18 protein-coding genes and 1 pseudogene are annotated in these 18236 nt (G+C 61.2%); 11 read left to right on the forward strand and 8 right to left on the reverse strand.

The genetic code is table 11. From position 1 onward, the window contains the following. Positions 1 to 101: 101 nt before the first annotated feature. The gene (locus HPQ64_RS10275) at positions 102 to 1091 is read right to left on the reverse strand and encodes a sodium:proton symporter (protein WP_172888245.1); all 990 of its coding nucleotides are present in this window, start codon (positions 1089 to 1091) and stop codon (positions 102 to 104) included. 92 nt (positions 1092 to 1183) lie between these two features. On the opposite strand from HPQ64_RS10275, the gene HPQ64_RS10280 reads away from it, so the two are divergent. Then, entirely contained in the window at positions 1184 to 2434 is a 1251-nt protein-coding gene (locus tag HPQ64_RS10280) for an NAD(P)/FAD-dependent oxidoreductase (RefSeq protein WP_172888246.1), read from the forward strand. A gap of 16 nt (positions 2435 to 2450) precedes the next feature. On the opposite strand, the gene HPQ64_RS10285 is transcribed toward HPQ64_RS10280, so the two are convergent. Beyond that, complete coding sequence (locus HPQ64_RS10285) at positions 2451 to 2930, reverse strand: Lrp/AsnC family transcriptional regulator (RefSeq protein WP_172888247.1); 480 nt, start codon at positions 2928 to 2930, stop codon at positions 2451 to 2453. Positions 2931 to 3088: 158 nt separating this feature from the next. Between HPQ64_RS10285 and HPQ64_RS10290 the strand changes: the two genes are divergently transcribed. Beyond that, the gene (locus HPQ64_RS10290) at positions 3089 to 6574 is read left to right on the forward strand and encodes an indolepyruvate ferredoxin oxidoreductase family protein (RefSeq protein ID WP_172888248.1); all 3486 of its coding nucleotides are present in this window, start codon (positions 3089 to 3091) and stop codon (positions 6572 to 6574) included. A gap of 102 nt (positions 6575 to 6676) precedes the next feature. On the opposite strand, the gene HPQ64_RS10295 is transcribed toward HPQ64_RS10290, so the two are convergent. The 3 genes from HPQ64_RS10295 to HPQ64_RS10305 form a co-directional block, all read right to left on the reverse strand. Next, positions 6677 to 7690: a P1 family peptidase gene (locus tag HPQ64_RS10295; RefSeq protein ID WP_172888249.1), complete on the reverse strand. Its 1014-nt coding sequence runs from the start codon at positions 7688 to 7690 to the stop codon at positions 6677 to 6679. A gap of 41 nt (positions 7691 to 7731) precedes the next feature. Next, positions 7732 to 8265: a flavin reductase family protein gene (locus tag HPQ64_RS10300; protein WP_246270400.1), complete on the reverse strand. Its 534-nt coding sequence runs from the start codon at positions 8263 to 8265 to the stop codon at positions 7732 to 7734. A gap of 209 nt (positions 8266 to 8474) precedes the next feature. Next, entirely contained in the window at positions 8475 to 9518 is a 1044-nt protein-coding gene (locus HPQ64_RS10305; protein WP_172888250.1) for a GlxA family transcriptional regulator, read from the reverse strand. Between the two features lie 150 nt (positions 9519 to 9668). On the opposite strand from HPQ64_RS10305, the gene HPQ64_RS10310 reads away from it, so the two are divergent. Continuing rightward, on the forward strand, positions 9669 to 10247 hold the full coding sequence (locus tag HPQ64_RS10310; protein WP_210260148.1) for an OsmC family protein: 579 nt from the start codon (positions 9669 to 9671) through the stop codon (positions 10245 to 10247). A 425-nt stretch (positions 10248 to 10672) separates the two neighbouring features. Here HPQ64_RS10310 and HPQ64_RS10315 read toward each other — a convergent pair whose 3' ends face one another. Further along, positions 10673 to 11176 carry an MreC domain-containing protein gene (locus tag HPQ64_RS10315; RefSeq protein WP_172888251.1) on the reverse strand — a complete coding sequence of 168 codons (504 nt, stop codon included), beginning with the start codon at positions 11174 to 11176 and terminating at the stop codon, positions 10673 to 10675. Positions 11177 to 11375: 199 nt separating this feature from the next. Between HPQ64_RS10315 and HPQ64_RS10320 the strand changes: the two genes are divergently transcribed. Together HPQ64_RS10320 and HPQ64_RS10325 are read left to right on the forward strand one after the other, a co-directional pair. Continuing rightward, complete coding sequence (locus HPQ64_RS10320; RefSeq protein ID WP_172888252.1) at positions 11376 to 11957, forward strand: hypothetical protein; 582 nt, start codon at positions 11376 to 11378, stop codon at positions 11955 to 11957. 330 nt (positions 11958 to 12287) lie between these two features. Then, on the forward strand, positions 12288 to 12572 hold the full coding sequence (locus tag HPQ64_RS10325) for a hypothetical protein (protein ID WP_172888253.1): 285 nt from the start codon (positions 12288 to 12290) through the stop codon (positions 12570 to 12572). A 29-nt stretch (positions 12573 to 12601) separates the two neighbouring features. Here HPQ64_RS10325 and HPQ64_RS10330 read toward each other — a convergent pair whose 3' ends face one another. Beyond that, on the reverse strand, positions 12602 to 13579 hold the full coding sequence (locus tag HPQ64_RS10330; protein ID WP_172888254.1) for an AraC family transcriptional regulator: 978 nt from the start codon (positions 13577 to 13579) through the stop codon (positions 12602 to 12604). A gap of 280 nt (positions 13580 to 13859) precedes the next feature. Between HPQ64_RS10330 and HPQ64_RS10335 the strand changes: the two genes are divergently transcribed. The 6 genes and pseudogenes from HPQ64_RS10335 to HPQ64_RS10360 all read left to right on the forward strand — a co-directional run bounded on the left by HPQ64_RS10335 (position 13860) and on the right by HPQ64_RS10360 (position 17799). Beyond that, a complete protein-coding gene (locus tag HPQ64_RS10335; protein WP_172888255.1) occupies positions 13860 to 14234 on the forward strand; it encodes an SPW repeat domain-containing protein in 375 nt (124 codons plus the stop codon). Between the two features lie 209 nt (positions 14235 to 14443). Next, positions 14444 to 15547 (forward strand): branched-chain amino acid ABC transporter substrate-binding protein, encoded by a 1104-nt coding sequence (locus HPQ64_RS10340; protein WP_172888256.1) that lies wholly within the window; start codon positions 14444 to 14446, stop codon positions 15545 to 15547. Positions 15548 to 15783: 236 nt separating this feature from the next. Further along, a pseudogene (locus HPQ64_RS10345) lies at positions 15784 to 16127 on the forward strand (L,D-transpeptidase); the annotation flags it as partial. Positions 16128 to 16180: 53 nt separating this feature from the next. Further along, positions 16181 to 16546 carry a L,D-transpeptidase gene (locus tag HPQ64_RS20620; RefSeq protein ID WP_172888257.1) on the forward strand — a complete coding sequence of 122 codons (366 nt, stop codon included), beginning with the start codon at positions 16181 to 16183 and terminating at the stop codon, positions 16544 to 16546. Between the two features lie 162 nt (positions 16547 to 16708). After that, positions 16709 to 17083 (forward strand): CidA/LrgA family protein, encoded by a 375-nt coding sequence (locus HPQ64_RS10355; protein ID WP_172888258.1) that lies wholly within the window; start codon positions 16709 to 16711, stop codon positions 17081 to 17083. After that, on the forward strand, positions 17080 to 17799 hold the full coding sequence (locus HPQ64_RS10360) for an LrgB family protein (protein WP_172888259.1): 720 nt from the start codon (positions 17080 to 17082) through the stop codon (positions 17797 to 17799). Before HPQ64_RS10355 ends, HPQ64_RS10360 begins: the two co-directional genes overlap by 4 nt. 16 nt (positions 17800 to 17815) lie before the next feature. Here HPQ64_RS10360 and HPQ64_RS10365 read toward each other — a convergent pair whose 3' ends face one another. Then, positions 17816 to 18124: a hypothetical protein gene (locus tag HPQ64_RS10365; protein ID WP_172888260.1), complete on the reverse strand. Its 309-nt coding sequence runs from the start codon at positions 18122 to 18124 to the stop codon at positions 17816 to 17818. Between the last annotated feature and the right edge of the window lie 112 nt (positions 18125 to 18236).

Consider the following 18236-nt stretch of genomic DNA (forward strand, 5'->3'; position numbering starts at 1 on the left):
CGCGCTACCACAGGCATGCGCAAACAGCAAGCGCAAGCAATCACGGCCTTGGCTCACAAGCTACGTGGCGTGAACCAGACCTGCCGCGTCTCCTCCCAAGCCTATTGCCCGGAGGAATGCGCGTTGGCGGAAAGGGCGGCCGCGGACTGGCGGGCGATCCTCCGTGCCACGGGTCGCAGGAACAGTGGCAGCAGGTAGATCGGCAGTTGTCCGAGGCCGAAGAATAGCCAGGCAAGATCCGGAACCGCGCCACCCAATGCGGCCACGATCAGGCCCATGTTGCGGTTGCCGACCGCATGGGCCAGCACGAAGGCGTCTTCGCTGGCCGTTGCGCGGAATATCAGCAGCGTCACGCCCATTTGCGAGAGCGCGATGGCGAATGCGATCACGACCACGCCGATCGTCAACAGCGGGCGCGAGAGGAAGCTTTCCGCCACGCCGTCCATGACCGCGACGGCGAAGAAGAACAGCAGAACAACGCTGAGCCCGTCGATTTCCGATTTCCAGGAGACGATACGGTCCGGCCCGGCGATGTGGCGGATGACCCAGGCAAGACCCGCGGTGGCGATGAGCAAGCCGACGAGCCGGACGGCAAGCGAAAGCGAATCGATTGGCAGCGCGTCGCCAAGAATGACCTCGCCGATGAAGGGGGCGGTGACGGGCGTCGCAAGCATCGCGACGATCAACAGGGCAAGGCTCAAGCCCCCGTTGAGGCCAAGCAGGGACACGAAGGCCGGTGCCGACATGATCGGCGGTGCCGCGGTCACCAGGAACAGCGCCACGCCGATTGCAGGCGTGGTCTCCAAAATGCCGAGCCCCTTGACCGTGAAGCCGAGCGCAAGCGGTATGGCCAGCATCATCCACACCACCGCGAGAAGGACGAGCTTCGGGCGGCGCAGCCGTGCCAGAACGTCTATCGGTGCAACGCGCAAAAACGCCAATACCAGAAGACAGAAAATCGCTTCCTCGACATAAGGGCGCACCAGCGAAGACAGGGGCGGCAGCGCCATTCCCAGGAATGCGCTTGCCGCAACGGCGGGCGTGCCGCGATGGCCGAGCCAGCGAAGACCCTGTACTAAGGGTTTGAACATCGTTGCTGATTCTCTCCAGTTGCGGGTTTCGCCGTCCGGCCGGGTGGCGCAGTATCCGGGAAACGAACGGCAAGTTGCAAGGCTTTGAAAAGTTGCGTGAAGTCGACGTCATTGTTCTGGGCGGAGGTATCGTCGGCATCACCGCCGCGATCTATCTGCGCATGAGCGGGCGTGATGTACTGGTCGTGGAACGCGGGCGGCCCGGGGATGAAGCCTCGCGCGGCAATGCCGGTGTTCTTACGCGTGAGGACCTTCTGCCCTTTTCCATTCCGGATGATCCGCTCAGGCTCATGGGCGCTGTCTTCAACGCATCGTCCCGTTTCCGCTACGACCCGCGCATCCTTTCAAGACTGCTTTCCTGGGCAGGGCGTTTGTGCGAAGTCTCGGAACGCGATAACGGCATGCGTTATGCAACCGCCATCGCGTCCTTGCAGCGCACCGCGATTTTCGAGCACAAGGCACTGGCGAAACGCGCAAGTGCGGAACGTTTCTTCCGTCCATCCGGGTGGATCAAGCTCTATCGCAGCGATGCCGGGCTTGAAGAGCTCGACATGGAGCTTCATTTCGCGAGGATTTTCGGCACCACGTATGAGGATCTGGATGAAAGCCGCTTGTGCGAACTGGAACCCGATCTTTACGCAGGCGATTTCAGCCGTGCGCTGTTTTTTCCCGAAAGCCTCTCGGTTTCGAGCCCAGGCGGCCTGACGAAGGCCTATGCGCGGCATTTGCGCGACGTCGGCGGTGTGGTTGAAACCGGCGATGCTAGGTCGCTCGCGCGAAGTTCCGGGCGCTGGGCGGTCAACACGCTCACCGGCAAGGTGTGTGCCGACAATATTGTGGTTTCGCTCGGCGCATGGTCTTCGCAGGTGCTGGAGCCGCTCGGCATCCAGTTTCCGCTGATGGCTTCGCGAGGGTACTATCGCCATTTCCGGCCGGTGGATGGCGTCAACCTCAGGCGCCCCATCCACGACGTCGAACAGGGCTATATGCTGAGCCCGATGGAGCGGGGCTTGCGCCTGACGACGGGCCATGAATTCACCGGCGTTGAAGCGAAGGCCGAGACGGCGCAACTGAGGCGGAACGTGAAGGCAGCCCGTAAGGTCTTTCCACTGGGTCCCGAAATAGAGGAAGAGCTTTGCTTTGCCGCGCGTCCGCTTCTTCCCGACAGCCTTCCCGTGGTCGGGCTTGCGCCCGGGCACAAGGGCTTGTGGCTGAATTTCGGGCATGCCGGCCATGGTTTTACCACGGCGCCGGCAACCGCCGTTTTGCTTGCGCAACTGATGAACGACGAAGAGCCGTTCACCGATCCATCCCCGCTGTCACCATTGAGATTCGGCCTTTAAACGCGGGATCCCGGCCCTAATTTTCCCGCAAGGGCAAAGCTGCGGTATCCTTGACCGTGTGGACGACGATACGCGACTGAACGTCGGAGACGAGCGTGTTGTCGAGAAGCTTGAGGCGCAGGAAGTCGTCGTAATGTTTGATATCGTCAGCGACCACCTTCAGCAGGTAGTCGACGGCGCCGGTGATCCTTTCGCAGATGACCACTTCCGGCCAACGCTGGATCAGCTTGTCGAATGTTTCCATGTTCTCGCGGCTTGGAACCGTGAGTTTGACGAAGGAATAGGCGACGAAGCCGAGGCCGACGGCCTCCCGGTCGACGACCGCCACGATGTGCCGGATGACGCCGGTTTCCTTGAGCTTCTTGATGCGCCGCCAGCAGGGCGTCTGGCTCATGCCGGCTTCACGCGCGATCTCGGCGATGGATAACGAAGCGTCACGCTGGAGAATCCGCAAGACGCGTATGTCCGACGGATCGAGGAGGATTTTTTCGCTCATAGGCCTATCGGCTGAATAATCATTCCGCATTTTGGGGTGAAGGGTAGCAGGATAGCACAGAAATCCCCCTCAAAAAGAACGAGATTAAGGTCAGATGTTTTCTCGCTCGCAAAACGCGCATTCCGCGTTCCCCGTTGCGGCGGAAGAGGAGGCCGTCGATGAACGCCATTACGAAGCCGATCACTCTGGACGACAAATATCTGGCAGTTGCCGGGCGGGTTTATCTGTCCGGGATTCAGGCGCTTGTGCGCCTGCCGCTCGATCGCGTCCGGCTCGACCGGCAAGCCAGTCTGAAGACCGGCGGCTTCATCTCCGGTTACCGCGGATCGCCGCTCGCGGGCTACGACAGCGAGCTTGAGCGCGCCAAAAAACACCTGAAACCAGCCGATATCGTCTTCAAGCCCGGTGTGAACGAAGAGCTTGGCGCGACCGCCGTGTGGGGCAGCCAGAAGGTGAAGCAGCACGGCAAGGGTTCCGATTTCGACGGCGTTTTCGGCATCTGGTACGGCAAGGCCCCGGGGGTGGACCGGGCGGGTGATGTTCTGCGTCAGGCGAACGCCAGCGGTACGGCGGCGCATGGCGGTGTGCTGGCGCTTGCCGGTGACGATCACCTCGCGAAATCGTCCATCCTGCCGGCGCAGAGCGAATATTTCTTCGAGCATGTGGAAATGCCGGTTTTCAACCCCTCCGACATCCAGGAAGTACTGGACTACGGGTTGCATGGGCTGGAAATGTCCCGTTTCGCCGGCCTTTGGAGCGGGTTGATCTGCCTTGCGGATACGATGGATGCTTCCGCGACGATTTCCGTCGATCCGGGGCGGCTTGCCTTCGTGCGTCCCGTGGACCGCGACCCGCGCAAGGACGAGGACCTGAACCGCGTTCTCCTGCTTGGCAACCGCATGGAGACCGAGCGTCTCTTGCGCGACGTGCGCATTCCCGCGGCACAGGCCTATGTGCTCGCCAACAAGCTCGACCATGTCGCCTTCGGCGCGATCAAGCCGCGAATCGGCATCGTCGCGACCGGCAAGGCCTATCGCGACCTTCGCCAGGCACTGGATCTGCTTGGCATCGACGAACGCAAGGCACGCGAGATCGGCCTTGCGATCTACAAGGTCGCCATGCCCTGGCCGCTGGAACCCGTCGGGCTTTCGAAGTTCGCGCGCGGTATCGAGCGGCTTTTGGTCGTGGAGCACAAGCGTGCCTTCATGGAAGGCCAGATAAAGGACATCGCCTACGGCTGGGAAGAGCGTGCGAGGCCTGAAATCTGGGGCAAGAAGACGCCTGCGGGCACGCCGTTCCTCTCCGACGTGCTGGAACTCACGGTACAGGAAATCGCGCAAGCCCTGCTGCGCTTCCTTCCTTCCGACTTCGTGACGTCCGACATGCGCTCCGTTACCGACCGGATGCTGAAACAGTCCATGTGGGCGCAGGGCCATGCCGAGCGCGCTGCCCGCGTTCCTTACTTTTGCTCGGGCTGCCCGCATTCGAGCTCGACTGTCGTGCCGGAAGGCGCGCGCGCGATGCCGGGCATCGGCTGCCATGCGATGACCGAGATTCCGGGCCGCACGACCGATGGCCAGATTGCCATGGGCGGCGAGGGCGTGCTCTGGGTCGGCCAGTCGGACTTTTCAAACGACAAGCATGTGTTTGTGAACGTTGGCGACGGCACCTATTTCCATTCCGCCATTCTGGCGATCCGTCAGGCGCTGTCGTCCAAGGTCTCGATCACCTACAAGATCCTCTATAACGACGCCGTCGCGATGACGGGCGGGCAGAAGATCGACGGCACGCTGACCGTGCCGCAGCTCACCCGCCAGCTTGAAGCAGAAGGCGTGGAGCGTCTCTTCGTTGTTTCCGACGAGCCTGAAAAATACATCGGCCGTCATGATCTGGCGCCCGGTACGGATGTTGCCCATCGTGATGAATTGATGCGTATCCAGAAGGACTTGCAGGAATATCCGGGCGTTTCGGTGATTGTCTACGACCAGACGTGTGCGGCCGAAAAGCGCCGCCGCCGCAAGCGCAAGGAATTTCCGGATCCGGACCTGCGCCTTTTCATCAACGACCGTGTCTGCGAGGCATGTGGCGACTGTTCGGTCCAGTCGAACTGCATTGCCGTTGAGCCGGTGAAGACCGAATTCGGCGAAAAGCGGCGCATCAACCAGTCGAGCTGCAACAAGGATTTCTCCTGCGTGAAGGGGTTCTGCCCTTCCTTCGTGTGGGTGGAAGGCGCCGATTTGCGCAAATCCGAGGGCTCGGGCGTCGATATCGATGCGCTTCTGGCCGACCTGCCGGAGGTGGAGATTCCCGGGCTTGATCAGACGCAGAACCTGCTGATTGCCGGCATTGGCGGCATGGGTGTGACGACGACGGCGGCCGTTTTGGCCATGGCAGCCCATGTGGACGGCAAGCAGGCCTCCACGCTCGACATGACAGGCCTTGCCCAGAAGGGCGGGCCGGTAACCTCGCACGTGCGTTTTGCGGCTGCCGACAAGGCGATCGAAGGCCCGCGCGTGCCGACCGCAAGCCTCGACGTCTTGTTTGCGACCGACATGGTGGTTGCCACCAACGCCGAGCAGCTTGCCCTGGTCGACCGCAAGAAAACCGGCGCTTTTGCCAATACGCGGGTCGCGCCGACAGCGGAATTCGTGATGAAGCAGACGCTCTCCTTCGACGAGATGCGCATGCAGAAGACGCTTGAGGAAGCCTGCCCGCTTTATCTTGCCGTCGATGCGGCGAGCATCGCCGAAAAGCTTTTGGGGGACGCCATTTACGCCAACATGCTGCTGGTCGGCATGGCGTGGCAGGCCGGCCGCCTGCCGCTGACGCTGGAAGCGGTGGAAACCGCGATCATGCTGAATGGAGCGGCGGTGAAGAACAACCTGCGTGCCTTCCGCGCGGGCCGGATTCTGGCCGATTCTCCTGAGAAAATCGTCAAGGCGCTGCCCGGCAACGAAGGCCCGAGGCAGATGGAGCTTGATGAGCGGATCGCCTTCCTGAAAGACGAACTGACGGCCTATCAGGATACGGCCTATGCAGAGCGTTTCGCGGAGCTGGTAGAGGGAATTTACAAGTCGGATCAGGAGTTTGGCCCGGGTACGATGCGCCTGACGCGCACTGTTGCCGACAACCTTTTCAAGGTGATGGCCTATAAGGATGAGTATGAGGTGGCGCGGCTTTACGCCGATCCGGAATTCGAGAAGAAGGTGCGCGCGCAGTTTGCCGACCCGAAGAAACTGAAGGTCATGCTGGCGCCGCCGCTTGTCTCGCGGACACTCGATCCGAAGACGGGCCGTCCGGCAAAACGCGCTTTCGGACCGTGGATATTTACCGCCTTCCGCATGCTTGCGAAGCTGAAGGGCCTGCGCGGCACGGCTTTCGACGTCTTCTCAAAAACGGCGGAACGCAAGGCCGAACGCGCGCTTATCGAAAGCTACACGGGCGATGTGAAGCGGATCGAGGGCCTGATCGGCACCGCGAATTACGGGCTTCTGGTGGAAATCGCCCGGATACCGGATCTCGTGCGCGGGTTCGGCCCAATCAAGGAAGCGAACATGGAGAAGGCGGCGGCAAAGCGCGCCGATCTCTTCGCCCGGCTCGACAAGGAGCACGAGAAGGGCGTCTTTATGGACGCCGCAGAATAGGGGCACGGAGCAAGAGGGGAGGCGCCGAGGAGAATTCCGCAAATGCCCGAAAAGGTTATTTCGATGCCTTTCCGGGCGAAAGAGAATTCCTTCGGCGTCGTCTTACCCGAAGCGCGCGCTCCATGTCGGCTTGACGTCGCCATCTCGATTTATCGCTGCGTAAACTCCCCGCGCGATCGCCCGCGCCATCGTCGCTGCCGCAAGGGCACCGATTTCGACCTGTTCGGCCAGCGGGTCGACTTGTCCCCGCTTTGCGGTCGACATGGCAAAGATCAGATCCCCGTCAAGTGCCGTGTGGGAAGGCCAGAGCGCGCGGGCGAAGCCGTCATGCGCCATGACGGCAAGGCGCTTCAACTCGCCCTTGGAGAGTGAAAGATCGGTCGCGATCACCGCGATGGTGGTGTTGGCGCCAGGAGAAATCGCGTCGAGCTTGGTGCGGATTTCTGACGCATCAGCGGGAACGGGCGAGGGAAGCCCGAGGCCGCCGAATTCGGAAAGCTTTTCGAATGGGGCAGCCCAGAAGTGCGGTTCGTCGCCCACCGTCGCTGATCCGAGCGCGTTAACGGCGACGAGCGCGCCGATGGTGGCGCCCGATTTCGTGCGGGCCGAAGCGGAGCCAAGCCCGCCCTTGAGATTGGCTGTGGTGCAGCCGATGCCGGCACCTGCCGTGCCGATTTCGAAGTCCTGCCCGTCGCCGGATAAAGCGGCTTCGACCGCCTGCCGGCCCAGGGATTTGTAAGGGTTCTCCGGCCCCCAGTCCTTGTCGCCGCCGTTCAGCAGGTCGAACAGGATGGCGGTCGGGACGATGGGCACGCGCACCGGGCCGACGGCGAAACCGCGCCCCATTTCCGCCAATGCCGCCTGAACGCCCGAGCCTGCGTCGAGGCCGAAGGCGGAACCGCCAGAAAGCACCAGCGCATCCACCGCCGGCACGGTCTGTTCGGGCTCCAGAAGGGCGACGTCGCGCGTACCCGGAGCGCCGCCGTGGATCGCCACGGAGGCTGCTGCCGCCTCATCCGGCAGGACGACCGTGACGCCGGATTTCAGCTCATCGTCACCGGCATTGCCGACGCGAAGGCCGGGAACATCCGTTATGAGATTGCGGAGATCGGTCATCTTCGTTTCCGCCAGCCTGCCTGCCTACAATGGGCGGCGCGTCAAAGCTTGTGGTAATCGCGGTCGAGATAAATCAGCGCGCCTTCGGCACTGCCGAGGCTGGTCGCCACGACGTGGCCGAAAATGACCGAATGTGTGCCGGATTCCAGGATCTCCGTCACCTCGCAGTCGAGCGCGACACGCGCCCCTTCCATGACCGGAGCGCCGGTGGCAAGCGTCAGCCAGGAGGCGGTGGCGAAACGCTCTTCCATGGAATAACCCTTGCGGCCCGCGAAAGCGTCCGACACCGCTTGCGCGCTGGCGGGCAGGGTGTTGAGGCATAAAACCCGGTTCTTGCGGATGCCGGCGTTGAGCCGGGCTTCGCGGTGAACGCAAAGGAGCACCGTCGGCGGAGTATCGGTGACGGGGCAAACGGCGGAAACGGTTGCCGCGATGCGCCCGCCCGGACCGTCGGTCGTGACGACATGCACGGCGGCGCCAATCCGGCTCATCGCCTCGCGAAACGCGGCGGCGTCGAGCGGCTTGCCCGTCGCTTCGGCGGTGCCGTCCTGCCGCAGTGTCCGCATAACCGTCATGCTCTCTCCCTCGGTCTTCGTGCCCCGTTGCCGCTTTGACCGGCTTAAACGAAAACACGCCGGAATGCATCTTTACGTAAGGACGCTTACGTTCCGGTTAAGCGAAACCGCCGAACGGCGGCACAAGCATTAACGAACAGCACAGATCCCGAGCGCCCCGGTGAGGCACAATATATTGCGCTTCAGCCCGCGATCCATGGTGCGATGCGCTATTCGGCCAATTCCGCATGCCGGCCTTGCGAGAGGGGGCGGAACATGCGCCGGTATTGAGCGGGCGTGAGGCCTGTCGAGCGCTTGAAAAGGCGGCGAAAAAAGGCGGGGTTTTCATAACCCACGCGCGCTGCGACATCCTCGCAGGGGCAGTCTTCGCGCTCAAGAACGCGCTTGGCCTCTTCGATGCGAAGGTTTTGCACGTAAGCGATCAGGGTCGATCCGGTCGCCGATCCGAAACGGCGCTTGAGCGAACGTTCGGGAATCCCCGAGTGCAGGACGGCCTGCGTGACCGCCGAAGGCTCCGTGAAGTTTTCGGCCAGCCAGTCCTGAACCTTGCGCACGACCGAATCCGCGTGCGGGCGGTAGCGAACGAGGCTTGCATAGGGAAGCTGCCCTTCGCCGTGCCACTTGAGCAGATAGACCTTGGCGATCCTCAGCGCTTCTTCCGGGTCGAGGTGGCGGGCGATGATGTGAAGCGCGAGATCGTGCCAGGAGGACGCTCCGCCGGCGGTAACGATCCGCCCCGCCGGATCGGCGAAAACCAGGTTCGGCTCGGCTTGAAAGCGCACCTTCGGATACTGCGTCCTGAAAAGATCGGCATAGGCCCAGTGGGAGGTCGCCTCGCGGCCGTCGAGAAGCCCCGTGGCGGCGAGCAGGACCGAACCCGAGCAGGCGGAATAAAGATGCGCGCCGGCGCGGTATTTCGCGCGGATCCAGTCGACAAGCTGCGGATAGCGGCCCGACAGGTCCTCATCCATCGCCAGCCAGAGTTCCGGCAGGATGAGGATGTCGCAGGGCGGATCGTCGCGGACGATGACGTCCGGATGGACGGGAATGCCGTTGCCGCAGCGAAACGTGTTCTTGCGAAGTGAGACGATGCGCGTGCGAAAGCTTTTTCCGCTCATCTCCGTCCCGACCATTTCCTGCCACAGGCGGCCCGCCGCCGCCAGAACGTCAATCATGCCGTAAAGCGCCGATCCCGCCGTTTCCGGCAGGGCGAGGATCAGCGTTTCAATGTCACCGTCCTGCTTTTGCGCCATGGCGCATCCGCTTTCGTGGCACGAATGGATCGTTTCCGACGATTATCGAACTGCCGTTACGTCTTGTCGAGACTTATCCATATAGGCGTCGCGGCAAGGCAATGCGCTCCGCGGCGTGATGTAAATGTATGAGTGAAAAGGAGTATCGATATGACTGTGCAACCGATGGCCGGTGAAATGAAGACGACGCTGAACGGCCTCGACGTCATGGCGGCTTCGCAGACGATTGGGGCGATCAAGGCGGACGAAAGCCTTGCCCGCTTCCAGTTCCGGGCGAAGAACACCTGGGTGGGCGGCGGCGAGAACCGCTCCACGATCCGCGATTTCTACGGCGCGGGCCGTGAAGACGACTCGCGCGAAACCGCCTTCGAATTCACCAACGGCGAGCCCCCGGTGCTGCTCGGTAACAACGAGGGCGCCAACCCGGTGGAGTATCTGCTGCATGCGTTGGCAGGCTGCGTGACGACGACCTTCGTGCTGCACGCCATGGCGCGCGGGATCGAAATCCACTCGCTTTCAACCGAGCTTGAGGGCGACATGGACCTGCGCGGTCTGCTCGGCCTCGACGACAGCGTGTCGCCGGGCTACGAGGAAATCCGCATCAGGATGCATGTGGACGCCGCATGCTCGGAAGAGGAGCTGGAAGACCTTATGCGCTACGCCGAAGCCCATTCGCCGGTCTGCAACACCGTGTGCCGCCCGGTTCCGGTGAAGCTGAGCCGCGCCTGAATGCAATAACATCGCAAGGCGGCTTCGCCTGCGACAAACGCCGGTTCCCGGATGGGTGCTCCATCCGGAGCCGGCTTTTTTTGGTGTTTGGTAATGCGGTTCGGTTAAACGACATCGCGGAACCGCGCATATTGGATTAACGAGCCGTTTAGATCGCAAGCGCGCCCTGATGAGGCCCAAAAATATTGCGTTTCATCCTACGATCCATGGCGTGAAGCGCAATTCGGCCAATTCAGCGTGACTTTTCTGCGATAGGGGGCGGAATATGCGCCGATAGCGGCGGGCGTGAGGCCGGTCGAGCGTAAATATCAAGAACGCTTGCGAACGGTTCTCGCAGGTGAGTGTGCAACGGAGAGCGTTCAGCGTAAGAAGATGCGTCGCGCCTTGCGGTATCGAGGAGCCGCAATCTATTGCGGGCTATATCATTACCTGGTGAGAAATTCACTTCGACGAACGACACGTTGCTGCGCTGTCGGCGTTCCAAGGCAGTATTTGGTTTTGCAATTGGTACATGTGTATTTTCGCTGTTTGCGATTTGTCATGAAGTCAAATCGCAGTGTAGATTTGATCCGCTTGTCGTAACATCCAGGGCAAAGAAAATGCTCTGGTGCCTCCTCGCGAAATTCGTCCTTGAGACGATATGCGAGCGTTCCATCGCCGAAGTTGTGCAGTTCGTAGCGGTCCAACTCTTCTTCTCGACTTTCGAGATTTGCAAGGAGTTTCTTTAGCTTTTCGTTCTCAGACTGCAATTGGAACATTGTGCTTTGGGCATCTATAGCTTTGCTCTGAGCGTCCACAATTGCGCTTTGAAGTTCGCGAATGGCCTCCTTGATTTTTGCCTCATCCCGAGCGTCCGCAGCAAGTTTAGCGAGTTCCGCCACAGCTTTGATAGACGTAGCAAATCCGGCAATGGAGTCATAATCGAACATGGGCAATCCTTCGAAATGTCGCCGGTCGACTTTAAGGATAACCGGCCGAATCATTCAAGAATAATAGCAATATGACTTAAGTGCCCTTAGCAGTCTCACGTCTGAGCAAAAGCCGTTTCACAGAGATCTTGGAGCGCTTGAGACTTGGGTTTTGAACGGAGCAACTCAATCAGGGATGCATATAATGCAGAATAAGCGCATGCGTGTGAAGCTGACGAGCTCGCGGGCCATCTATATTCACAACGATCTTAAGAACACGGCATTTCATTTCAAGAAGCGTATCGTCGAGCGAATGGGCAACAACGACCGCGAAGGCATCTTTCTTGAGATGACTGCGGCGCTCACGATGACTGCGTTCGCATTAGAGGCCTGCGTTAATTTCGTAGGCGATCGGGTGCTTGGTGATCGTTGGCGGGAGCGCGCTTCATATTGGCAGAAGGTGAAACTCGTCTTCGAGGAGCTCGGTATACAGGCAGACTATGAATGTCGGCCATTCTCGTCGATTGGAAAGCTGAAGAAACTCCGTGATACCCTTGCACACGGCAAACCAGAGCACATTGAGGAAGAAGAGATCGTCATTGGCACATACGACGAGCTTTGCGCTAGGCAACGCCTTGCTGGCGGTTGGGAGGAGATGGTCACTTTGGATAATGTTGTCGAGTGTTATGACGACATGAACGAGATCTGGCGGTTAATGCTTGAGGCCGCGAAGATCGAGGTGATCGATACGACGACCCAAGGTGGCCACGGCATGGAACTTATCGAATTCATTGATGATTGATACCTTCGCTCCACATCGCATTCGTTAGGTAAACACGGCAGCCAAAGGCCCCGGCGGGTGGACGCTTCCGGCGCGCCTTACGCCGGTCGGTGGCGTCGTTTAGCGCGGACGCGCCAATCCTCGCTTCCACAGCAGCGGCCGGTGAGAGCACCATGAGTGAAGGACGGCCGTTCCGTGCTTTGCGTTTCGCCAACCAAAACTCTCCCGCGCAAAGACAAGGAAATGCCAAGAGTATCCGTAATTCGTAAAGTTGCCGGTGTGGCAAGGATGTGAATCAGTTACGCAAAACAGGGACAGTCTTTCGGGGGATTTGATTGAAGGGAGGCGGGGATGTTCTTCACGATTTTATCGCGGATTATAGCCGTTTTGGCATTGGTATACGCCGCGCTCAATTTACTTCTGGGGTTTTATATCGGGTCGCAACCGCCTGAGTCCTGGGACGCGCTTTTGAGGCGCTATACACCTGCGTCCACTCCAGGCGAACTAATAGACAAAGGACTCCTTGCGATCCTTTATGCGGCTGTGTTGGGGATGTTGGCCGAAATCAGCGCCTCGGTGCGGAGAAGCCTGAAGTTGCAGCAATCGCTAACACCTGACCAAAAATCCAAGGAATAGTCCGTGTGATCCGCAAGCCCGACCGCCGCTCAACCCGCAGCGCTTGATGTCACCTGCTGCAAGGGGCGGTGGGCGGAGCGGCGCATTTCGCCGGGTGTGACGTTGAACTGGCGCTTGAAGGCGCGGTTGAACGAAGCTTCGGAAGAGTAACCCACCTGCTCGGCGATCTCGATCAGCGGGTTTTGCGTGTCGACAATGTCGCGCCGCGCCAGGTGCATGCGCCAGTAGGTGACGTAGTTGAGGGGCGTCATGCCCATCAGCCCGGTAAAACGCTCGGCAAAGACGGTGCGCGACATGCCGGCCTCCTGGGCCATCGTCTCCACCGTCCAGTGGTGCGAGGGATCGCGGTGGATCCGCGACAGGCAGCGGCCGAGCTTGGGATCCAGAATGCCGGCGAGGCAGCCGGCGGAATCGCCCGCGTTGTCGACATACGAGCGCAGCACCTGGATGAAGACGATCTCCGTCAGCCGGTCGACGATCGCGTCCGCCCCCGGCTTTTCCTCCACGATTTCGGAAGAGACGAAGCGCATGACCGCTTCCAGCCAGTAACCATTGATGGTGCGCGTGTCGGCAAGATGCATGTAGCTCGGCAGCGAACCGAGCAGGGGATGGCGCACGCTGTCGTCGAATTCGAAATGGCCGCAAAGAAGCTTGCAGGCTTCCTCGTCCCCGTCCGCATCCCCGCCGAAGGCAAGCTCGCCCGATCCGGTGTAGCCCGTCTGGTAAAGAACCTCGTCAAGCGCGGTCGCCTCGCCATCACGACGGTCGCTCAGGATGTGCGCCGCGCCGTGGGGAATGACGGTGATATCGCCCGGAGACAGGCGGATGGGATTTTCCACACCGTCGACGCGCAGCCAGCAGCTGCCGCGAATAGCCATGTGAAAGCGCGCGACATTGCCATGCGAAGGCACCTTGATGCCCCAGGGCGCGCTCAAGTTCGTGTGGAAATAGACCGAGCCACGCAGGCGGAGCGCCTTCAGGATCTGGCTCAGCGCATCATCGGCCATCGCGACCTCCTTCGGATACCGGAACGGCGGATACCGGAACGGCTTCAGCCTGCAGTTTGAGGCATCGCGCGGCGTGACACTATACGCCCGGCAGTAACGCCCTGTTCACAAAACAGAGAACAGGCCCGGACGATCGATCAAGAAAGCCGGTTTTTCGCGCATGGACCAAACGAACGCGCGAACGCAAAGATGCGCCCATTCGGCCAGCCCCTCCCGATCCCGGTATGCCGAAAAAAGCTTGCGCTGCACAACCCGCGCTCCACAAGAAGGAAACCGTTCAATGGCTCTTCGTTTCGTTACCCAGAAGATTCACTCCTGGCTCGACTACCCGGTCGCCGTCAGCCTGGTCGCCATGCCGTTCATCCTCGGCCTTGGCACTTCCAACCCGCTCGCCATGTGGCTTGCCGTGATCACCGGCGTCGCGGCCTTCATTCTCACCGTGCTGACGGACCATGAAACTGGCCTGATCCGGGTTCTGCCCTATTCGTTCCATCTGTTGGTCGACGGCCTGGTCGGCGTGACCTTCCTCGCCGCGCCCTTCGTGCTCGGCTTCACCGGCCTCGACGCCTGGTACTACTGGGCGAACGGCATCGCGGTGTGCATCGTCGTCGGCCTGCACAAGCCGGCCGAGGACGCCATGGCGATGGCCCGCTAAGAGGCAGACGCCAACAGGCGCGATGACACCGCCTGTCATCGCGTGAACGAGAAGCCATTTTGGCAAGCCGGTTCCGGAAAGACCTCCGGGGCCGGCTTTTTTGTGCCGCCTAATCCCGATTGACCGGTCGACGGGCGCGCGCGGATGGTCTAACAGGCCAAATGCGCGGATAATGCCTGTAAGTCACAAGCCGACCGGAGACCTTGATCATGAGTGTGCGTAGCCTGGCGCGATTGGCGGGATTGCTTGTGCTGATCCTTGCAGGGCCTGCCCGGGCGGAAATCATCATCGGCGTCGCAGGGCCGATGAGCGGACAATTCGCGGCCTTCGGCGAGCAGATGCGCATTGGCGCAGAAGAGGCAGCCGCCGATATCAACGCATCCGGCGGCATCAACGGCGAAACAATCGTCCTGCGCATCGAGGACGACAAATGCACGGATGAGCAAGCGCTCGCGGTTGCCAACCAGTTCGTCGGCATGGGGGCGGGCTTCGTCGTTGGGCATGTCTGCTTCAATGCCTCGATCGCCGGCTCGAAGGTCTATGCGGACCGGCAGATCATCCAGATCTCGCCGGCGACCACCAATAACGCCTACACCGACGAACGGCCCGGACCCGGCATCTTCCGCATCGCCCGGCGCGACGACGGGCAGGGCAAAGCCGCCGGCGATTTCCTGGCGCGCGAATTCGCCGACAAGCGCATCGCCATCATCCACGACGGCTCGGTCTATGGCAGGGGGCTGGCGGACGCCACGCGCGCGGCGATGAAGGCCGCCGGCAAGACGGAAGAGCTTTACGAAAGCTACGAGCCGGGCCGCAACGACTACAGCGTTCTCGTCTCTCGGCTGAACCAGGAGGGGGTCGAGGTCGTCTTCATCGGCGGATACCACGCCGAGGCCGCCGTTATCCGCCGCCAGATGAGCGAGCGCGGGCTGGAGGACGCCGTGGTCATGGGGGGCGATGCGCTGATGGCGGCGGAATTCGGCCTGATCGCGGGCGATGCGGCGGAAGGCACGCTGATCGTGCTGCCCGCCGACCCGATCCGCAATGCGGCCGCCGTTCCCGTCGTCGCGCAACTGCAACAGGCGGGCAAATCGGCGGAAGGCTATACGCTTCACACCTACGCCGCGCTGGAGACGATCGCCCAGGCGGCGAAAAAAGCCGGTTCGACGGAGTTTGAGGCCATCGTCGAGGCGATGAACGAGATGGAATTCGATACCGTCGTCGGTCCGTTCACCTTCGACGGCAAGGGCGATGCCACCCGCGACGGTTACGCCGTCTACCGCTGGACGGACGGGCGGGCCGTGCCGGAATAGCGCGTGATTTCAGAGTATTGGCAGATTTTACGATTGTATTTTCCGCATGATTCATTGTGCGAAATGCGGATTGATTCGTTTTTTTTCGATTTTCTTTCAAATCCCGCACGATAACCCTAATGAAAGATCGCCGCAGGCCTTTGATTTTCAAAGGTTCTTCGATTGCGTAAACTCCCTGTTAATCAAGGTCCGGTGGCAGGGGCATGTTCGTGAGTATTCAAAAGCTGATCTGGGTCATGGTGGCGGTCTATGCCGCTATCTTTATCACCCTTTGGGGCGGCAAGGCGCTGGCTGCGCCCGTGGAGGTGCCGTTTCACGCGGGCAACGTGAAGCCAGGCACGATCCTCGTGAAGAATTCCGAACGCAGGCTCTATCTCGTGCAAAGGGGCGGAAAGGCGCTTGCCTATCGCGTCGCCGTGGGCAAGCGCGGCAAGGTGTGGACGGGCAGGACCTATATCACCGCCAAATACGTGAAGCCGGCCTGGACACCGCCTGCCGAGGTGAAGCGTGACCCACCGCATCTGCCGGACGTGATCGGAGGAGGGGCGCCGAACAACCCGATGGGGTGGCGGCGATGACGCTGGGTGATGGGCCCATAAATAAGGCTGGAATGGCGCTTAAAACGGCAACGAAATGCAAGGAGAAGCGCGCCGGGCGGGTCTGCCACCCGGCCAAGCGATTCGACGTGGCAGGTCGAAGCCGTTTACGCGGCCTTTTAGGATATGGCGGATTTGCTCGGCAACGTCGTTGCAACCCTTTGAAAACCGGACGGTTTCCTGCAGGCTTGCGCCTCGTATCCGAACAAATCCGCGCATACCATTTCAACCTTATTTATGGGTCCATCACCTAGCCGGCGGGCAGTACGCCATCCACGGCACCAACCGCCCGCGATCCATCAGCCGGGCGGTGTCCTACGGCTGCATCAGGATGCCCAATGAGGATATCTCCGATCTTTTCGGGAGAGTGAAGGTGCGCACGCCGGTGATCGCCGTCAATTGACCGGAGGCAAAAGCAAGAACAGTATATGCTCCACGTGTATTCGACTTTGACGGCCGCTCTCATGGGCGGCCGTTTTTCTTTGCGTTGGAGTCACTTGCTCAGGCATCTTTACGTTAAGGAAAAGATTCAGGTTTCCGAGAGGCGGACTAAAGGAGGAGGCGCATGCTGGGTGCGCTGACGCTTATCTTCTCCTGCCAGCTTGCAGGCGAACTTCTGGTCGCGGTGAGCGGGCTGCCGGTGCCGGGCCCCGTTGTCGGAATGGTGCTGCTGCTTGGCGGGCTGATCGTGCGCGGCGACATTCCGGAGCCGCTGGCGGACGTCGGCGGTGCGCTGCTTTCCAATCTCGCGCTTCTTTTCGTTCCCGCCGGCGTCGGCGTGATGCTGCATGTCGCCCTGATCGGCCGCGAAGCCCTGCCGATCACGGTGGCGCTTGTCGTCAGCACCGCGGCGACCGTTGCCGTGACCGCGCTTGTCATGAACGCGCTGCAGCGCAGTGAGCCCGGCGGAGAAGAGAGCGATGGGGGCGAAGCGCGATGACGGAACAGCTTGCCGACATCTGGGTCTACCTCGCCGCGCGCCCGCTTCTGTCTCTCACGCTGACGCTGATCGCCTATCAGGCGGGGCTCTGGGCGTCCCGCAAGGCGGGCATGCACCCGCTGGCGAACCCGGTGCTGATCGCCGTGATCCTGCTTGTCGCCATGCTGGCGGGCACGGGCACGCCCTACCAGACCTATTTCGAAGGCGCGCAGTTCGTGCATTTCCTGCTGGGACCGGCGACAGTGGCGCTGGCTCTGCCGCTCTACCGCCAGATCGAACGCGTGAAGACTTCCGCGCTTGCCATCGCCGCCAGCCTGATTGCCGGAACGCTGACCGCAATCCTCACCGCCGTCGGCACGGCATGGCTTCTGGGTGCATCCGAAGCGACGCTGGTCTCCATCGCGCCTAAATCCGTGACCGCGCCGGTTGCCATGGGCATATCGGAACAGCTTGGCGGATTGCCCTCGCTGACGGCGGTGCTGGTGATCCTGACCGGCATATTGGGGGCAGCGGTCGGCCCGCTGGTGCTGAACCTGGTCCGCGTGAAGGACTGGGCGGCAAGGGGATTCGCGCTCGGCACCGCCTCGCACGGGATCGGCACCGCACGCGCGCTGCAGGTCAACGAACTGGCCGGCGCATTCGCAGGCCTGGCCATGGGCCTCAACGCGCTGGCGACGTCGCTCCTGCTGCCGCTCCTGTGGCGGCTATTGTTCTAAGGCGTGGGCGCTTGCCTCAGTCGTCCCAGGTGTAGCGGCGGATATAGCGGTGCCGATGGTCGTGATAATTGTAGGAACTGCGGTTTTCGTTCACCGTCGTCTGCTTGAGCTCAAGCGCAAGCGGCGTCTGCCCGCCCGGGTTCACGACCACCCGCTCCACCGGCGGCATGCCGCGAAACACCCTGACGCCGGCCTCTATAGTGACCACGGCGCCACGATGCGGTTCCGTCTCGATGCGGAAGGTGGAGCTGTCGGCAATGGCCGGGGAAACGGCGAACGCGGCCACCGCGAAGGCGGGGGCAAGCATTAGAATTGGTTTATTCATCGTCTGCACTCCCTGTACGCAGAACTATTACCTTCATGGGCCTGCGGACGAATTCGGCCGAAGGCATTTTTACTTTACATTAACTATTAACGCAGAGATTCGGTCGTTTGGC

The sequence above is a fragment of the Hongsoonwoonella zoysiae genome (assembly GCF_013266695.1).
Lineage (GTDB): Bacteria > Pseudomonadota > Alphaproteobacteria > Rhizobiales > Stappiaceae > Hongsoonwoonella > Hongsoonwoonella zoysiae.